Origin of the sequence: Myxococcus sp. AB025B, from assembly GCF_006518215.1 — a bacterium.
GTDB lineage: Bacteria > Myxococcota > Myxococcia > Myxococcales > Myxococcaceae > Myxococcus > Myxococcus fulvus.
Genome location: NZ_SRLW01000229.1, coordinates 1 through 16,256, shown reverse-complemented (window position 1 = coordinate 16,256; position 16,256 = coordinate 1). Strand labels below are relative to the sequence as shown.

Below are 16,256 nucleotides of genomic sequence, written 5' to 3'. Positions count from 1 at the left end.
CACCACCTCCTCCGCCACCACCGCCAACGCCCGAGGCCCAGCGGCCCTACGTCATGCCGAAGCTGCAGACGAGCGTGCCCGAGTACGAGCTCATCATCCCTCCGGAGGCGATGAAGAAGTTCGCCGAGGACGTGTGGACGCCCGAGCAGGACGCCGTCTTCAAGGCCAAGGGGATGACGTACCCGGTGAAGGTGCGGCTGCGCGGCGCGTCCGCGCGGTTCTTCGACAAGAAGAGCTGGAACGTGAGCTTCGCGGACGGCACCCGCTTCGAGGGGCGCACGTCGCTCAACCTGGTGGCCGAGTTCGCCGACGCGTCCATGCTGGCGGAGAAGCTGGCCTTCGACCTGCTGGAGGCGATGCGCGTGCCCGCGTCCAAGGCGACGTACGTGCTCCTGACGGTCAACGGCAAGAACGAGGGCGTGTTCCTGGAGATCGAGCAGGTGAACAAGGCCTTCCTCAAGGCCCACGCCTTCGCGGATGACGACGCGACCATCTACCGATGCGGGTGGAAGGACTGCGAGATGAAGACGTGGAAGGTGCCCTACCAGGGCAACTGGACGAAGAAGACGAACGAGCGGCAGCCCGACGACGCGCTCGTCGCGATGATGGACGTCATCAACCACTCGCCGGAGCCCGAGTTCGCCGAGAAGCTGGGCAAGCATCTCCAGCTGGAGCACTACCTGCGCTCCATGGTGATGGACGCGCTGATGTCCAACAACTTCGTCGAGGACTCGGAGAGCTACTTCATCTACGACCGGGCCGTGGCGAAGTGGTCCTATGTGCCGTGGGACCTCAACAACGTGGACGCGCGCTGGTGGTACCTGAACCCGGTGCCCGACATGGCCACGAGCACCAACAGCATGCGCCACCCGCTGTTCAACTTCACGCTGTCCGACGCGTGGACGGAGAAGATGTACCTGCAGCGCAAGAACGAGTCGCAGTCCTACCCGGGCTACCTGCCCGTGTTCTCCAACCTGGCCACGCGCGTGCTGATGAACCCGGAGCTGCGCGGGCGGCTGGACGAGCGGCTGGAGAAGGCGCTGGACGAGCTGTTCAAGCCCGAGGTGCTCAACCCGTACATCGACGCGGTGCACGCGCTCATCGACTCGCACATGCGGACGGCCCCGTACATCGACTACGCGCGCTTCCACGCCAGCCGCGACTACATGAAGCGCTACGTCCGGGAGCGCCGGGCCTTCGTGGAGAAGGACTGGGCGCGGCTCAAGGCGCAGCGCTCGACGCTGGTGTTCGACGCGTTCGACCCGGTGGAGGGCTGGGTGGACGTGGCCAACCACGGCACCACGGCCGTGTCGCTCCAGGGCATGGTGCTGACCACCAACCTGCGGGTGAGCCTGGCGCGGAGCGACCATGCGCCCACGCAGGTGCGCGCGCCCATGGGCGCGGTGCTCCCGGCGCTCACCGTGGCCCCGGGCGCGAAGGTGCGGCTGAAGGCGTCCGAGCTGGGCATCCAGCTGCCCCCCAAGGGCGAGCTGGGCCTGTTCGACGGCAAGTCCGTGGTGGGCGTGAAGGACTTCCTCTTCTACGGCGCGCTGCCCTCGGGCCAGCAGTACCAGCGCGGCGAGGCGGGCTGGGAGGCCCGCTGAGAGCAGCGCCCTCGCGGCCGGGGCCTACCGCCGCTCGCGGACGACGAGCGTGCGGCGGGCGGTGAGGCCCCGGTCATCGGTGACGAGGATTTCGTGCGAGCCCACCGACGGCGTCCACCAGACCCGCTCGTCCGCGCGCGCCGAGCCGAGCAGCGCGCCGTCCACGAACCAGGTGAGCGCGCGCTCGTGCGAGGCCTCCGCCTCCAGCGGCACCTCCTGCTGGTCGGCGGGCACGCCCGGAATCAGCAGCGCGACGTGGCCGGGAGCCGGTGAGACGATGGAGGGCGCCGCCCGGGCGCCGCCGGGCTCACACCCCGGAGCGGGCGCGGGGGGCTCGGGCAGCCGGCGGTGCTGCTCCTCCAGCCAGCGGCGAATCGTCGCCGGCCACGTGACGAAGACACGCGACTCCGTCTTGCGCCCCGTGCTGCACGTGGGGCCCACGGACAGGCCCGTGGCCACGTCCACCTCCACGCGCTGGTGATACGGACACACCGCGGTGGGCACGGCCGAGCGGCGCGCGTGGACGTGCTTGCGCTGGGTGCACGCCTCCGTCGGCAGGTGGCCCGAGTACGCGCAGACCTCCACCCGCATCAGGTCCTCCGGCACCACCGTCTCGTCCTCGGGCAGCGAGCGGCCCCGGGGCCCCACGCCCTCCAGGATGTCGAACAGCACCGGGCCCGCCGCGTCCGCGCCGACCAGGTGCACGCTCGGCGAGTGGTTGAAGTTGCCCAGCCACACGACGGCGGTGTGCCGGGGGCCGGAGCCCGCGGCCCACGCGTCGCGGTGGCCGAAGCTCGTGCCCGTCTTCCAGTGCACCCGCGCGGGCAGGCCCGTCAGCCGCCGTCGCTCCGGGAAGTCCGGCCGATCTCTCAGCGCCAGCGCCTTGCGCGTCAGCCACGCGGCGCCAGGGGACATGACCTCCACCGGAGCCTCCGGCGGTTGGCCCTCTTCCAGGAGACGCAGCGGACGGGCGCGGCCATCTCCCGCGATGGCCACGTAGAGCCCGGCGAGCTCCAGGGGCGTCAGCTCGATGCCGCCCACGGCCGCGGACAGGCCGTAGTGGCCCGGGTCCGGCACCAGGCTGGTGACACCCGAGGTCCTCAGCGCGGCCAGGAAGCGCTCCACGCCCACGCGCTCGAGCAGCCGCACGAAGGGCATGTTGAGGGACTGGGACAGCGCGTACTCCAGCCGCACCAGGCCCAGGAAGCGGCCGTCGAAGTTGCGCGGCGCATAGCCACCGTACGTCGTGGGAATGTCCGCCACGAGCTGCTCGGGGCCGGTGAGGCCCTGGTCGATGCCCATGGCGTACAGCAGCGGCTTGAGCGCCGAGCCCGGCGAGCGCGGCGTGGCGAAGCCGACAATCTGCCCGCCGTGCTCCGCGTCGAAGAAGTCGAAGTTGCCCACCAGCGCGAGCACCGCGCCCTGCTCCCGCTCCACCACCACCGCCGTGCCGTTGTGGATGCCCTTGGACTTCAGCTCCCGGGCCGCGTCGCGCATCACCCGCTCCACCAGGCGCTGCGTGCCCCCATCCAGCGTGGTGGACAGCCGCGTCTGGCCGGGGCGCTGGGCCCTGAGCCACACGGCCACGTGGGGTGCCTCGCGAGGGAAGGCCCTGAGCCCTCCCGGCACGTCCGAGGCGCGCACGTCGGCGAGCACCTGCTCGGCGGGCACCCTCGCCTCCTCCGGTCCACGCGGAAGGGCCTCCGCCTCCAGCAGCCTGCGGGCCACGTCGTCGCGCGCCGCGCGCAGCCGCTCGCGGTTCTCCGGCGTGGGGAAGCGGCGGTTGGGGTTCTGCGGCACCGCCAGCAGCGCGGCGATTTCAGCCGGGCTCAGGTGCGCCGCGGGGTGGCCGAAGTACGTCAGGGCCGCGGCCTCCACGCCCTCCACGTTGCGCCCGTAGGGGACGAACTGGAGATAGGCCGCGAGCACCTCCTGCTTCGTCAGGCGCAGCTCCAGTTGCACCGCGCGCAGGGACTCCACGAGCTTCGAGGTGAAGGTGCGCGGCCGGGGCTCCAGCATGCGCACCAGCTGCATGGTCAGCGTGGAGGCCCCCGACACCCGGCGCCCCCGCGCCACGTTGAGCGCGGCGGCGCGCGCCACGGCGAGCGGGTCCACGCCGGGGTGTGAGTAGAAGCGCTTGTCCTCCAGCGCGAACAACGCCCGGAGGTAGGCCGGGTCGATGCGCTCGACGGGCGCGGCGATGCGCCAGCGCTCGTCGGGCGCGAGGAAGACGTGGGCCGGGGTGCCGTCGCGGTACTCCATCACCACCGAGGGTGGAGCGGAGAGCCGCGACGGCAGCGGCACGGACCACGCCGCCGCCACTCCCACCGCCGCGAGGACGAGCAGCCCCGCGGTGGTCCAGAGGAGCTTCTTCAGGAGTGGACGGACGCGGCGCATGTCAGAGGAGGTTGTCCTTCCACGGGCCGGACACCTGCACCGTGCCACCCGCCTCGCGGGCCCACAGGCGAGGGTCGTACATCGCCTCGGCCTCCGCCGTGGGCAGCGTGAAGGCACCCGCCGTCACCGCGCGCACCGCGTAGACAATCTTCTTCGACTCGCGAGCCCCCAGCGCGCCGAAGACCTCCATGCGGTCATCGCGGATGTTGACGTAGTCCGGGGCCCACAGCGCGTCCGCCTGCACCCAGTCCACCGAGCCGCCCCGGCCCAGCCGCGCGTTCTCGATCTCCCAGCCCGCGGGCAGCCGGTCGATCAGCGCGATGTTCTGCACCCGCTCGGCCGTGGTGTTGGTCAGCTCCAGCTCCACGTAGACCAACTGCGCGAGCGCCACCGGCGCGCTCTTCAGGTCCACCTCCGAGCCATCCTGGCCGCGGTACTTGCGGCTGAGCTTCAGCCCCTCGCCCCCCACGCGCGGCGGGCCATCCGAGCGCACGCCCTCGCTGCTCAGCACGAGGAACAGCGTGCCCGCGGACTTCTCCTTCAGGTCGAGCTGGAGGCTCTTGCGCTCGCTCGCGCGGGCCAGCGCCCAGGTGCGGTCCGAGGCGCGCGCGTCCTTGGCCTGCTTCGCCACCACCTCCTTGCCATCCACCGTCAGCGTCGGCGGGGTGAAGCTGGTGGCCGCGCCCTTGAGGCGCTTGCCCAGGCCGGTGATGCCCCAGACCAGCTCCTGCGTCGTGTACCAGGAGCTGGGGCTCGAGCTCAGCGCGCTGGCGACCATGGCGGCCAGGGGCTCACCCGCGGCGTCGGTGCCGAAGAGGTCCTGGTAGGTGCTCAGCATGAAGCCGCGCCGGCGTCGGTCCGAGTAGAAGGACCAGCTGTTGCTCCGCTCCTCGGTGACGGGCGACAGGTCCGGGCTGCGCAGCTCCTTCTCGTAGCGGCGGTCTCCGGCGAGCCACAGCGCCGCCTTGAGCATGTAGTCCTCCTCCCGCTGCTCGCCCTTGAGCGGGGCCTTCTTCGCGCTCTCCGCGAGGGCGTCCACCAGCTTCTGCACGCGCGCCTTGCGGCCCTTGCCGGACAGCGCCAGCACGTAGTGCATGTAGGCCTCCGAGCTGCCGTGGTAGTCCCGGACGTTCGCGTTGCCCTCCAGGGTGTTGAGCGTGTTGCCCATCCACAGGAGCGCGTCGTCCAGCCGGTCCTGCGGGACGGGGAACTTCTGCTTCTGCGCGTCCAGGAGCATGTGCGTCGCGTACGCGGTGCCCCACAGCTGCGGCTCCGTCGCGCCCGGCCAGTAGCCGAAGCCTCCCGACGGCGTCTGCATGGACAGCACGCGGTTGATGCCCGAGAGCACCATGTCTCCCACGTCCCCGTGCTTCTTCAGCGTGGGGTCCACCTGGTCCACCAGCTCCGACACGAACAGCAGCGGCCGCGTGGAGGACGTCGTCTGCTCGATGCAGCCGTACGGGTACTGCACCAGGTACGACAGGTGCTGGAGCGACTGCGCATAGGGATTGGCCGTCACCCACAGCGTCGAGCGCTCCGTGGTGGGCACCCACCCCTGCAGGTGCTTGGAGACATCCGTCACGCCCTGCGCCAGCTCGATGCGCTGCACGCGGCGCTCGCGAGGGCCGGACGGCGACAGCGGCACGTCCAGCGTCTCCTTGGACGTGTAGCCGCCGCCCTCCACCACCACGCTCAGCCGCGCGGCGCCCACCGACTGCACCGCGCGGGCCTGGAAGACGAACGTGGTGGACTTGCCGTCCTCCACGCGCGCGCGGCCCTCGCTCTTGCCGAGCAGTTGCAGCGGGGACGCCGTGTCCGCGGGCAGGCTGAGCCCGGGCACCGGCAGTGACTCCGCGGCCAGCGTCACCTTCACGTCCTGCGCCTTGCCGGACAGGTTGGTGACGAAGACGGGCACCTGGATCTCGTCGTTCTGCGTGAGGAAGCGCGGCAGCGTCGTCTGGAGGACCAGCGGGTCCCTGACCAGCACCTGCGCGCTGGCGCGGCCCATGCGCTTGGGCCCCGCCGTCACCGCCATCACCCGCACCGCGCCCCGGTACTGCGGGAGCTGGAACGGCAGGCGCAGCTTGCCGTTGGCCGGCACCGGCACCACGCCGCTCCACAGGGCCACGGGCTTGACGGGCTGCACGCGGCCCGCGGCGTCCCCTTCCGCGTCACCACCGGTGGAGCGCGAGCTGCCGCCCGGGGGCACCAGCAACGTCCAGCCGATGGTCTCGAAGGTGTCCACGCCCAGGGCGCGCTTGGTGAAGATGTCCTTGAGCGGGTCCGGGCTCTGGAAGCGCGTGAGGGAGAGGATGCCCTCGTCCACCACGGCCACGGTGGCGAAGGTGGCGCCCTCGAGCGCGCCCAGGTCCAGGTCCACGGTGAGCGTGTCGTTGGAGCGGACCTCCTTGGGCACGTTCAGCGTGACTTGCTGCGTGTAGTCCACCGGCTCCAGCACGACGCTGGCCACGCCGAAGGCGCGGTCGGGCATGAAGGCCTCGGCGGACTCGAGGTGCGGGTCCTTCACCAGGAAGGTGCTCACGTAGACGTTGGGCGCGAACTGCTTGGGCGTGAAGCTCCACGTCACCTCGCCCGGCTCCACGGCCTTCCACTCGGTGGCGAGGACGCGGTCGGTCTCCGCGGTGAAGAGGATGCGGCCCTTGTACGGCGCCTTGAGCTTCACGTTGATGGGCTTGCCGACGACGGCCTTCGCGGGCACGGCCACGTCCAGCGACGTGGGCTTGAGCGGACGCGGCGTCTGGTCGACGCGCGAGCCCTCGCCCCACCAGTAGTAGCGGCCCTCACCCTCCAGCTCCAGGTCCGTCTGCGCGTTGCCGGAGCGCACGCGCACCAGGTAGCCCGCGGCGTCCGCGCCCGGCGTGACGGTGAGGTTGAAGCGGCCGTCCACCACCTTCACCGTGGCGCTGCCCTCGCGCAGCGGCCTCAGGTAGCGCTGGTAGCGGTCATAGCCCTCGCCCTCGTCGTAGTAGTACCCGTACTCCTCCTCCAGCCGCACGTACTCCACCTGCACGGTGGCCGGCGCCAGCGACGAGGACGCGACGAGCTTCCCGTCCCAGTCCACCACCACGCCGTTCACCGTGAAGGGCTTGCCCGCCTTCACCTTGCCCACGCTGGCCTGCAGACCCACGTAGTAGCGCTCCGGGTGCACGGGCACGCTGGCCTCGTTCACCGTGGAGCGGCCGCTGCCGGACTCGAACACGCTCGCGAGCGCGCTCAGTCGCGCGGCCCCGCGCAGCCCGCCCATGGCCGCCAGCGCCGGGCAGTGGATGAGCGCCTGGCCCTTCGCGTCCAGCGCGCCCTTCGCCTGGCCCAGCGTCACGGGGCGCGGCTCCTTGCCGTCCTGGCGCCACAGGCCGTAGGTGAACTGCGCGTTCTGCTTCGGCTTGAAGTCGGACGGCACCAGCCGGCAGTTGAGCTCCACGGGGCTGCCCTCGGCCGAGCCGCCGAACAGGTAGGCGGCCTCCACGGCGACGGGAATCTCCACGCCCTGCACGTAGCCGGGGGCCTCCGCGGTGGCCGTCACCTTCATGCGCTCGGGGACGAACTCCTCCACGTTGAGGCCGTAGGAGGCCACCTCGCGGTCGGCGACCTTCAGCGTGACGCGGTAGTGGCCCGTGTCCTGGAACGCCTCGAAGGGCATGTCGAGCGAGACCAGGCCCGCGTCGTTCGTCTTGAGCGGCACCTTCTTGAGCTCGCGCTCGCGCGGGTCCACCACCACCAGCTCCACCGGCATGCCCGTGGGCGGCGCCAGGTCATCCTGACCGCGCAGCACGCCCGCGATGTGCGCGGTGTCACCGGGGCGGTACACGCCGCGGTCGGACCAGAGCGAGGCGCGGTAGGCCTTCTCGGAACGGTACGGCTCGCCCTGCACGTCGGAGTTGGCGATCTCCGTCTTGAGCTCGTTGTACTTGAGATACGTCATCTCGTCGCCCTGGCGCGCGATGAGCGCGAAGGGCTGGCTGTCATCCACGCCGCCCGGGGGCACGTTGAGCACGCACCCGTCCGCGCCCTTGGTGACGCAGCGGCTGACGGCCTGGCCGCTCTTCTTCACCAGCGACACCTCCACGCCGGACACCGGGTCGGTGCTCTCGATGCCGAGCGCCCAGACCCACACCTCGCCCGCGTCCTTCGAGCCCGGCGCCGGTCCGCCCCGCTTGGCCACGAGGCTCAGGTCGGTGAGCAGCACGCGCGTGGCGGCCGACAAGTCGTTGCGCCGGACGGAGACCTCCACCAGGCCCCGCGTCGACGCGGGCACCAGGCTCGCGACGTCCAGGTACGTGGTGGTGAGCGTGTCCGAGGCCGACTGGAGCGGCAGCGTCTTCTTCACCACGAGGTTGGACGTGCGCTCGTCCGCCGTCTCGCGCTGGTCATCGCTCATCCAGAAGATGAGGTTCTCCGGCGGGACGTTGCGGACGGTGAGCTCCACGGCGTCCAGGTTCAGGTGCTGCAGGGGCAGGTTGCGCCACGCGCCGCGCGGCAGGTAGCGCCCCGCGGAGGTGAAGGAGAGCTGCGACTGGCGCGCGGGGATGGACAGCTCCTGCTCGAAGTCCGCCAGCAGCGTGCCGCCGCCCACGGACGTGGTGCCCGCGTCGATGCGCAGCGTGTACGTGCCGCGCCTGAAGTCGCCGAAGATGCGGAAGCCCTGCCGCGTGGGCGCCACGGAGACCTTCACCGGAGGCGTCACGTGGATGGCGGCCTCCGCCGTGGCGTCGTCCAGCACGCAGCCCTTGTTGCCCGACTCCCAGTAGTACGAGTCGTACTCCTGATAATAGCGGGGGCTGGCCGGCGCCTCCGCGGCCACGTCACGGCAGGCCACCTCGAGGTAGTGCCCGCTGCTGCCCTCCTTCCGGTTGACGCCGGTGATGTCCATGCGCTGGCCGCCGTGCAGGACGAAGGTGGCCTCGGCCGCGGGGGCGAGCGCCTTCGCGTCGGACGCGGCGGCGAGGCCCTGCTTGAGGGTGAAGCGCAGCGCGGCGGAGGGCTTGAGGCCGGGGCTCGCGAGCTCCGCGGTGACGGCGTTCGACATGCCGGCCACCGAGCGCCACTTCACGTCGGAGATGGGCTGGGTGCCCACCAGGAACGTGCCCTTGCCGCGCATGGCGCTGGGGGACACCGGACCGGAGAAGACGACGTCCACCTCGATGCGGCTCTTGGCCAGGTCCAGTTGCTTGGGCTGGATGCGGAGGAACTGGAAGGTGGGTGTCTTGAAGACGTGCTTCCAGGCGTCGTCGGAGGGCGACTTCACCACGCCCGCGTCGGTCTCCAGCGAGACGACCTTGACGGTGTACTCGGTGCCGAAGGCGAAGGCCTGACCGGACGAGGTGTTGAACGTCAGCGTGGAGGGCCCGCTCCAGGTCAGGTTCCCGGCCACCTGCGGCGAGATGGAGACGACGGTGCCCGGCTTCACCTCGTGGTCATCGGGGCGCAGCGGCCGCGCCAGCTCGATGACGATGGACTGGGGCAGCACGCCCACCGCGCCCTGCGGGCGGATGATGGGGGTGACGGCCTCCGGCTTGGGCGGCACCTTCACGACGGCGACGGTCGTCCCCGCGTCACCGCTGGAGACGGCGGGTGACGCCGTGGTGGTGTCCGGGGTGCTCGGCGAGGAGGTGGCGGGCTGCTGCTCGTCTTTCTTGCAGCCAGAGAGCGAGACGCCCAGGAGCAGCGCGGCGACGAGCCAGCCGGCGCGTCTGGCGCGCGGTGGCGGATTGGAGACGACGGACTGCGGACCCATGTTTCCTCCGGAAGGTGCCTGCTGTTCTTCATGCGACGTGCCGACGGCGCACACGCCAGGAAGCTTGGGGAGTGCGGTCGAACGCCCACGGCCCGCCCGCGTCCCCCACGCGTCCTCGGGCCCACAGGGTGTACGCGGAGCCACACTCCCGGTGGCCTCCGAGCACGCACCCAGCGGTCGATGGCGCCACGCTATAGGAGGGCCACGCATCGGGGTCAACGCCCCCAGGGAAGCGGGTATGGTGGTCCGGCATGGTGCTGCCCGTCCGTTTCGTCCTGATGCGTCCGCGCAACGCGGAGAACCTGGGTGCCGCTGCTCGGGCGCTGAAGAACTGCGGCCTGTCGGATTGGGTCTGGGTGACGCCCGAGGTGGAGGATTTGACGCCCGCGCGCCGGCTGGCGGTCCATGCCGAGGACGTTCTCGACGGCGCGCGTCGCGCGGACACGCTGGAGGAGGCCATCTCCGACTGCGTGTGGGTGGTGGGGACGAGCTCCCGCAAGGTGGAGGGCAAGCGGCGCCTGGCCCCGCGCGCGGTGGCGGAGGAGTGGGTGTCGCGCTCGACGCAGGGCACGGTGGCCGTGGTCTTCGGGGATGAGCGCAGCGGGCTCACCAACGCGGAGGTGGAGCGGTGCCATGACCTGTCCGCGGTGCCCACCGCGCCGGAGCAGCCCTCCATCAACCTGGCGCAGGCGGTGCTGCTGTACGCCTATGAGGTCCGCGTGGCCACGCTGGAGGCGCACGCCCCGCCGCCCGGCCCCCTGCCGGTGGCGGCGACGGACACGGAGCTGGCGCAGGTGGAGTCGACGTTGGAGGGCGTGCTGAAGTCGGGCGGGTTCCTCATCGACGAGCAGCCGGGGCGCACGGGCCTGCGGGACTTGTTCGCGCCGCTGCGGCGCTCACGGCTGACGCGCAAGGAGGCGCGGCTGTGGCTGGCCGCGCTGCACACGCTGCGCAAGCGAGGCTAGACGGAGCGGCGGTAGCGAGGGGTGGCGCGCGGGGACCTGGGGGGCGGCGTCTTGCGCTTGCGGGCGAGCGCCACGGCGACCCACGCGAACACGGCCGCGGCCAGCACGAGCAGCGCCACCCAGTACCAGTAGCTGTGTCCCGTGGAGCCCTCGGGAGAGACAGACACCTCCTGCGGCACCTGCGCCAGCGCGAAGAGCGGGACGGTCAATGCGGCAAGTGGAGCCTGGGCGTCACTCATGGGCATCCTCGTCCAGGTAACCTCTCCATCCTCACGGGCCGCTACAAGCCATGAGGCTCGCCGGGTCCGCGAGGTGGCGTGCCCAGCGCTCGGGGCCCTGCTCGGTGGGCGCGGGGCTACTTCGCGTTCTTCAAGCGCGCGAGGAGCTTGGGGTCATCGGGGAGCAGGCCGGCGGCGGGCAGGCGGGTGAGGAGCTCGCGCCAGCGCGGGTCGGCGGCGTAGGCGCGCTGGAGCAGCGGCAGGGCCTGGTCCACGCGGCCCACGCCCACGAGGGAGATGGCGTGCCAGAAGGTCATCTCCGCGTTGCCCGGCGCGAGCTTCTCCGCGGAGGCGTAGGCGGCGAGGGCCGCGTCGGTGTCCTTGTGCTCCAGGGCGAGGTCACCTTCGTTCATGAAGTTGTAGGCGCGCTGGAGGGTGACGAGGCGGCGGAGCTCCTTGAGGGGCTCGGGGTGGTCGTCGACGCGCAGGTCGAAGCGGCGGTCCATCCAGGGCCGGCCCGAGGGCTTCGCGGAGACGATGATGAGGGCGGCGGATTGCTTGCCGCGGAGGTCTCCGCCCTGGGTTTCGGCGGCCTCGAGCGCGGCGAGCATGCGCTCGGCGAGGTCGCCCTTGGAGGCACGATAGGCCTTGGCCATGGCGGGCCAGACGGTGTCCTTCTGCATCATGTTGGCCTGGACGGAGAAGCCCTCGCCCACGAGGTGTCCAGCGGCGGCGATGCAGCTCGAGCCCGTGTGCGCGGAGACGCGGCCCTGGGCATCCACCATGGCGACCTGGCGCACCTGGCTGGCGGAGTCGGCGGCGAGCAGGCCCTTGAGGGCATCCGGGGCTGGGCGGCCCGCGCGCATGAGGTCCAGGCCGAGACGGCCGTAGGACGGGTCGACGAAGGACTGGGTGGCGACGGCGCCCACGCCGGCCTCGGCCCAGGGCACGGTGGCGCCCACGGAGAACCAGTGGGATTGCACGGCGACGCCCAGGTCTCCTGTCGCCGGGTCCCTGGCGACGATGGAGTAGGTGTTCACGGGGCGGCGCGGCACGGCGGCCACGGCGTGGAGGGACAGGAGCGAGAGACAGAGGGCGAGTCGGGACATGCGGGGACTCCCACGGAGGAGGGGCGCAGGCTGAGCGAGGGGGCGTGCGACCGCAAGGCCCGACGCGGCATGGGGCGCGGCGGCGGCCTTACCTTCGAGGAAGTCCTGAACCCGCGAGAGGAGGACGCAGCATGGACCACATGCCTTATGAGTCGATGGAGGTTGGTGACGAGGAGCCGGGACAGAATGGCCGGCGGCGGAGCGCTCCCGAGGAGGAGGCACCGGGACGTACGCCCAAGTCGGCGGAGGGGGGTGGGCTCGAGGAGGAGCGCCGGATGCCTCAGGAGGAGCCCGGGAAGACACCTGGGAGCGCCGAGGGCGAGGACCCGGCTCCGCGGAGGTAGCAAGGAGGGTGTTCTCTTCGTCGGGTAGTTCCGACCGAGGCTCCGTGGAACATCTAAGCGCGCGCCATGTCACGACGCTTGGCCGCGCAGCGATGGGTTCCTATGCTCCCGCACTCCTACGCGGGGGCTGTGTGCGATGCAGTTCTTGGAGCAACTCACGACATATCTTCGGCAAACTGAGAACCCAGTTGCTCGAGGCCAAACCATCGGACCCTCGCGAGTTGAGCCAGCCTGGGCAAGGAACCAGTTGCTACATGCTCTCGAGAAACTCGAAAGCAAAGAATCCGAACCACGGAATCCCATTGAGGCTCCATTTGGATTTGGCCCTCATTCGCGTCTCGCCTGGCTCCACGACAAGTGGCTAAAGCGAGATGCGGTCGTCCGGTTTTCCCAGCAACTGGAGCGACTCCTCACAGAGAGCTTTGCCAGAGGGTTTTCAGCACAGCAAACCGAGGCGCTCATTGGCGTTGCCATAGAACGCCAAGTGGGGCTTTCCTCCGAGCTACAGAGTAAAGTCCGCACGCTCGAACTCGATCGACTCGCCAAAGTCGCATCTTCGCGAGTATTCAACGATGCGTATCGACACCTCGAACTCGACGTCCCTGCGTACGCGGAGCAGATACGCGCGGTCCGCGTAACAGAGAACACCACATCCCTGACACAGATCGGGCAGGTCTATCTTGAGTTAAAAGGGTTCGAAGCTGTCCGCTGGCTCACTCTGATTGAGACCATTCAGTCCCAGGGAGTTCGAGATCCGTGGAGGCTTAGTCCCAAAGCAGCGGAAGGACTCCTTGAGCTTTCGGACGTAGAGCTATTTTTTGAGCTGGATGATCCGTACTTTCACTTCGACTGGAGGACATTGTATCGCCTCAGCGAGTTCGGACTACTGACCGTAGACACGCTTGAGCCCAACCGAATAATCATCCATGTAGGCCCATCCGGCCACAAACTTCTAAACGAAATCACCAAGAACATTGAGACTCCCTTATCCGTTCTTGCCAACTCACTCGTTGCCGACATTTCATCTCTATCGATAGAATGGATGGAGGGTTCGAACCGGACCCTCACCACAAGCAGCGTCCGAACAAGCACCGCAGCAGAAGCAACAGCTCGCCAAGCACGAATGGTTGCACATGAGGTTCGCAATACATTGGTCCCCGTCAAGACGGCGCTGAATGCTATGTATCGCGAGCTTCTGGTCGGAGCACCGAGCGAAGTTCTCGCCCGAAGACGCGACCGCATCGACCGCGGGATGGACGCAACGTTTCGATTCATCGAACAACTGGTGGACCTCTCGAATCTCGCGGCAACACCAGTCCAGCCCTTTGAACCACTGACTGCGATTCGAGATGTCCTCACCAGTCTCGAACAGGAGACCGGCTATGGCTTCAACGCTTCGTTGAGCCCATCCCTCCCCCCAGTCTCCGGGCATCGCGCACGAATGGTGATGGCGCTCACGAACATCCTACGAAACGCGACCCAGGCCACGCTCAAGGGTGCCGCGGTCATCCAGGTCCATGCCGAAACCGTCGACGCGGCGAAGGCCATCCGCATCACCGTCGAGGACAACGGACCCGGCGTCCCGGAGCACATGCGGCGGGCCATCTTCGACGAAGGGGTGTCCCTCCGCCCCGGGGGCAGCGGACTGGGCCTTGCTCTCGTGCGCGAGGTGTTCGAAAAGGAGATGAAGGGGCTGGTTGCCTGTGACGCGTCGCCACTCGGTGGGGCACGCTTCATCGTCCGCATCCCCGTCACTGGCGCGGAGCCCCTATGAAACCGTCCGGAAGAATCCTCATCGTCGACGACTCACCGGACTTCCTCGACACGTACAGGACCATCCTGGACACGGAGGGCCACACCGTCGTCACCGTCGAGGACGCGAAGTCCGCGCTCGCCAAGCTCGACGAGCGAGGCTGGGACCTCGTCCTCCTCGACCGGAAGCTCCAGGGGCGCTCGGGCCCGGATACGGGCCTGGACCTCATGCGCGACATCCAGGCGCGAGCCCCCAGCGCCAAGGTCATCCTCGTCACCGGCGTCGCGGACGCGGAGTCCGTCGAGCGCGCCTTCTCCAGTGGCGCCTACGACTACCTGGAGAAGAACGCGTACCTGGAGGCCATCCTCAAGATCAAGGTGCGCAATGCCCTGGAAGGCGCCCGCGAGCGACGCATGGCCGCCCTCGCCAACGGGAAGCGCGAAGAGGCCATCCGGGAGCTCTGGCGAAGCGTCCAGACCGAGGCAGACCCCCACCGGAAGGGGCAACAACTCGAGGACCTCGTGGCCCTGCTCTTCAAGTCGATTCCCGGCTTCGAGCGCACGGAGACGAACCGCAAGAGCCTCGACGAGCAGATCGACATCCTCATCCCCAACGACTCGGCGGATCCGTTCTGGCAGCAGTCCCAGTCCCAGTACTTCCTGGGGGAGTGCAAGCACTGGGCGAAGCCCGTCGGCCCGACCGAGCTCGACTCCTTCCGCCTCGACATCAAGCGCCGCTTCGGCCGTTGCAAGCTGGGGTTCTTCATCGCCATCGGCGGCTTCACCGATGGGTTCAAGACCCGACTCGCGGCGTCACGCGAGGACGACGCGCTCATCGTGACACTCGACGCGGCGCAGCTTGGCGAGCTGGTGGAAACCCGGGACCGGAACGCGAAACTCAAGGACCTGCACACCCGCGCGCTCATGGCCAGCACCCGGGACACCTGAGCCAACGAAGCGCGCCACCCTGCCCCTCAACGTCGAGGGGCCAGGATGATGATGGCCATGCCAGCGATGGCGACGAGCGCGCCCACGACATCCCATGGGGTGGGCCGCTCCCCCTCGACGAGCCAGAGCCACGCGAGCGCCACGGCGATGTAGACGCCTCCATAGGCGGCGTAGGTCCGCGCGGCGCCTGTCGGATGCAGCGTCAGCAGCCACGCGAAGAGCGCGAGGCTCGCGGCCGCGGGGACCAGCCACCACACGGAGCGCCCCTGCCGCAGCCAGAGATAGGGCAGATAGCAGCCCACAATCTCGGCCAGCGCCGTCAGGATGAAGAGTCCGAGTGCATGTGCAAACGGCATGAGGAAGAGTCCCTGAAGGAAGGCCCGGGACACCTACCACGCCCCCGAGCTGAGCCGCCTTCGTCCCAATATCCAGCGCGGACGCATGTGCGAGAGGCGCGTTCCTCGCCAGCTCACGTCCCCGAGCGATGCACCGCGTCCCGGATGGCGCCCCGGAGCGCGGCACCCGACGTAATCACCGCGGAGATGTGTCCCGCGTCCACGATGCGCAGCTCGCTTCCAGGCCAGTGCGCATGGAGCGCGCGTGCTTCCGCCAAGGGAACGAAGGCATCCCTCGCGCACGCCAGGATGACGGCGGCGCTCGGCTTCACGGGCGGCGGCAACAGGCGCGCGCTCGCCGCATCCAGGATGGTCGCGAGCCGCGCCCTCGCCTCCGTGTCGTCCGGTGAACCCGCCAGCCTCCTGAAGTCGATGGAGCGCGAGTGCACGCCCTTCGTGAACACCGGCGCCGGCGAGGCCCCCGCCGCGAGCGCCGCGACGCCCACCGGCTCCGGAATCGTCGCCGCCGTCAACGCCGCCATGTACCCACCCATGCTGTAGCCCGCGACCGCGACGCGCTCGTAGCCCTCGCGCCGCGCATGAGCCACCAGCGCCCTCGCCTCCTCGATGGACGCGATGTTCATCTGGAGCTGCTCGCTCACCGTGCGGATGTGCGGCCCCTTCTGCCCCAGCGCCCGCCGCGTCCCGTAATAGGGGTTCTCCAGCAGGAACAAATCCACCCCCTCCTCCACCAACGGCGCGAACAACCAGCTCCGCAGCCGGAACCCCTCGTCCCGCGACGCCGCGAGCACCACACACGCATCCCGCC

At 69.7% G+C, this 16,256-nt stretch carries 10 protein-coding genes; 4 read left to right on the top strand and 6 right to left on the bottom strand.

The genetic code is table 11. The features are described 5' to 3' along the window. Positions 1 to 1,604, top strand: a 1,604-nt coding sequence (locus FL311_RS30530; protein ID WP_228557181.1) for a CotH kinase family protein, incomplete at its 5' end; no start/stop codon positions are given. A gap of 24 nt (positions 1,605 to 1,628) precedes the next feature. Here the strand turns inward: FL311_RS30530 and pbpC are convergent. Next, positions 1,629 to 4,001, bottom strand: coding sequence for a penicillin-binding protein 1C (gene pbpC / locus FL311_RS30525; RefSeq protein WP_141330638.1), 2,373 nt, complete (start codon positions 3,999 to 4,001; stop codon positions 1,629 to 1,631). 1 nt (position 4,002) lies between these two features. Beyond that, positions 4,003 to 9,756 (bottom strand): alpha-2-macroglobulin, encoded by a 5,754-nt coding sequence (locus tag FL311_RS30520; RefSeq protein ID WP_141330636.1) that lies wholly within the window; start codon positions 9,754 to 9,756, stop codon positions 4,003 to 4,005. Between the two features lie 251 nt (positions 9,757 to 10,007). Between FL311_RS30520 and FL311_RS30515 the strand changes: the two genes are divergently transcribed. Then, positions 10,008 to 10,721: an RNA methyltransferase gene (locus FL311_RS30515; protein ID WP_141330634.1), complete on the top strand. Its 714-nt coding sequence runs from the start codon at positions 10,008 to 10,010 to the stop codon at positions 10,719 to 10,721. Here the strand turns inward: FL311_RS30515 and FL311_RS30510 are convergent. Beyond that, positions 10,718 to 10,960, bottom strand: a complete 243-nt coding sequence (locus FL311_RS30510) for a hypothetical protein (RefSeq protein ID WP_141330632.1) — start codon at positions 10,958 to 10,960, stop codon at positions 10,718 to 10,720. The two genes, FL311_RS30515 and FL311_RS30510, sit on opposite strands and share 4 nt — an antisense overlap. A gap of 116 nt (positions 10,961 to 11,076) precedes the next feature. Beyond that, on the bottom strand, positions 11,077 to 12,048 hold the full coding sequence (locus tag FL311_RS30505; protein ID WP_141330630.1) for a DUF1028 domain-containing protein: 972 nt from the start codon (positions 12,046 to 12,048) through the stop codon (positions 11,077 to 11,079). A gap of 480 nt (positions 12,049 to 12,528) precedes the next feature. Here FL311_RS30505 and FL311_RS30500 point away from each other — a divergent pair, with 480 nt between their 5' ends. After that, on the top strand, positions 12,529 to 14,166 hold the full coding sequence (locus FL311_RS30500; protein ID WP_141330628.1) for an ATP-binding protein: 1,638 nt from the start codon (positions 12,529 to 12,531) through the stop codon (positions 14,164 to 14,166). Beyond that, positions 14,163 to 15,092: a response regulator gene (locus tag FL311_RS30495; protein ID WP_141330626.1), complete on the top strand. Its 930-nt coding sequence runs from the start codon at positions 14,163 to 14,165 to the stop codon at positions 15,090 to 15,092. The genes FL311_RS30500 and FL311_RS30495 overlap by 4 nt, the downstream gene beginning before the upstream one ends. A gap of 26 nt (positions 15,093 to 15,118) precedes the next feature. On the opposite strand, the gene FL311_RS30490 is transcribed toward FL311_RS30495, so the two are convergent. Together FL311_RS30490 and FL311_RS30485 are read right to left on the bottom strand one after the other, a co-directional pair. Beyond that, positions 15,119 to 15,448: a YnfA family protein gene (locus tag FL311_RS30490; RefSeq protein WP_141330624.1), complete on the bottom strand. Its 330-nt coding sequence runs from the start codon at positions 15,446 to 15,448 to the stop codon at positions 15,119 to 15,121. 113 nt (positions 15,449 to 15,561) lie between these two features. Next, positions 15,562 to 16,256: alpha/beta fold hydrolase (locus FL311_RS30485; protein ID WP_141330622.1), on the bottom strand; the 695-nt coding region annotated here is incomplete at its 5' end.